2 protein-coding genes are annotated in these 1,981 nt (G+C 52.7%); both read left to right on the top strand.

Features of this window, described 5'->3' with window-relative positions; all coding sequences use genetic code 11:
• A partial coding sequence (locus ACR0QE_RS13375; protein ID WP_432628829.1) for an AAA family ATPase occupies window positions 1-872 on the top strand: 872 nt, incomplete at its 5' end.
• Between the two features lie 239 nt (window positions 873-1,111).
• Window positions 1,112-1,981: xylulokinase (locus tag ACR0QE_RS13370; protein ID WP_432628828.1), on the top strand; the 870-nt coding region annotated here is incomplete at its 3' end.

Here is a 1,981-nt window from a genome sequence, read left to right as displayed (position 1 = left end):
GCCACGCACAGCGTGCACTTTCCATCATGATGAATATCCAGTGGAAGAACAACTACTTTGAGGCGATCGATCCGAAGGAGGCGCGCCGGATTCTCGATGAGGAGCTCTACGGCATGGAGCGCGTAAAGCAGAGAATCATTGAGACGATCATCCAGATCAACCGCACGCACACGCTCCCGGCATACGGCCTTCTGCTCGTCGGCCCGGCTGGTACCGGAAAGTCCCAGATCGCCTATGCGGTTGCGAGAATTCTGAAACTGCCGTGGACGACACTTGACATGAGCTCGATCAACGATCCGGAGCAGCTGACAGGAAGCTCCCGGATCTATGCGAATGCAAAGCCGGGAATCATCATGGAGGCGTTCTCGATGGCGGGAGAGTCCAACCTTGTCTTCATCATAAATGAGCTTGACAAGGCGGCTTCCGGAAAGGGAAATGGCAACCCGGCGGATGTTCTGCTGACGCTTCTTGATAACCTTGGATTTACGGACAACTACATGGAGTGCATGATCCCGACTGGTGGGGTGTACCCGATCGCGACCGCGAACGACAAGTCGCAGATCAGTGCACCGTTGATGTCCCGTTTTGCGGTGATCGACATCCCGGATTACACAGCTGAGGAGAAGAAGATCATCTTCTCGCGCTATGCGCTGCCGAAAGTTCTGCGCCGTATGAGCCTGCGCCCGGAGGAGTGCATTCTCACCGAAGAGGGTCTTGATGCCGTGATCGAGCTGCATATGCAGACGAGCGGAATCCGTGATCTTGAGCAGGCAGCGGAGCACATCGCGGCAAATGCGTTGTACCAGATTGAGGTGGATCATCTCGAGAAAGTGGTCTTCACTGCCGAGATGGTAAAGAAACTTCTCGCCTAGAATCCGCTTTAACTTGCAGACTTGTATTTTATTCATTTGGGAATCTTTTCCCACGATATATCATATCATTCCCGGCTTTTCCAGAGATGGAGAGCCGGGAATTTTTTCTTTTAGTCTAAATTTCGATGTACAAAAGGTCGATTTGTTTCGGTATTTTCTTTTTTATAAATCCGCTATAACTGTAATCAGAAACGATCAGAAATCTAAAGAAATGTAAAGGTGAAGGGATTGCAAGGGCAATGAACTATTTAATTGGAATTGATGTGGGAACATCGGCGACAAAGACGGTGTTATTTAGAGAAAATGGAGAGATTGTGGCATCTGCCTCAAAGGAGTACCCGCTGCTTCAGCCGCAGAACGGCTGGGCGGAGCAGAATCCGGAGGACTGGAGAGCGGCAGTCTTAGAAACTTTGGCATCGGTTGTGAGAGAGGCGGAAACAGATGGTGTCAGTCCGGAAGAAATCCGGGGAATCGGTCTGTCCGGTCAGATGCATGGCCTTGTGATGCTCGATGAGAATGGCGAGGTGATCCGCCCGTCAATCATCTGGTGCGATCAGAGAACCGGAGCAGAAGTCGGGGAGATGCTTGAAAAAATGCCGAGGGAGCGCTGGATTGAGATCACAGCGAATCCGCCTCTGACCGGATGGACAGCGGCGAAGATTCTTTGGGTGAGAAATCACGAGCCGGAAAATTATGCGAGATGCCGTCACATTCTTCTGCCGAAAGATTACATCCGATATGTGCTGACCGGAGTGTTTGCGACGGAGGTGTCGGACGCGAGCGGAATGCAGCTTCTCGATGTGCCGAACCGCTGCTGGTCGGAGGAAGTGCTTCACACGCTTGAGATTGATCGAAATCTTCTCGGCCGTGTCTACGAATCCTGTGAGGCGACGGGAACCTTGCTTCCGGAGATTGCAGAGCAGACCGGACTTCGCACGCAGACAGTTGTCGCAGGCGGAGCCGGGGACAATGCGGCAGCGGCAGTTGGAACGGGAATTGTGAAAGATGGAACTGCATTTACGACGATCGGAACGTCGGGAGTTGTATTTGCGCACACGAGCAAGCCGAAGATCGACCCGAAAGGGCGTGTCCACACCTGCTGCTGTGCG

The sequence above is a fragment of the Brotaphodocola sp. genome (genome assembly GCF_050873065.1).
GTDB lineage: Bacteria > Bacillota > Clostridia > Lachnospirales > Lachnospiraceae > Brotaphodocola.
The sequence above is the reverse complement of the archived record's forward strand: the minus strand, read 5'-3'. Positions and strand labels throughout refer to the sequence as shown.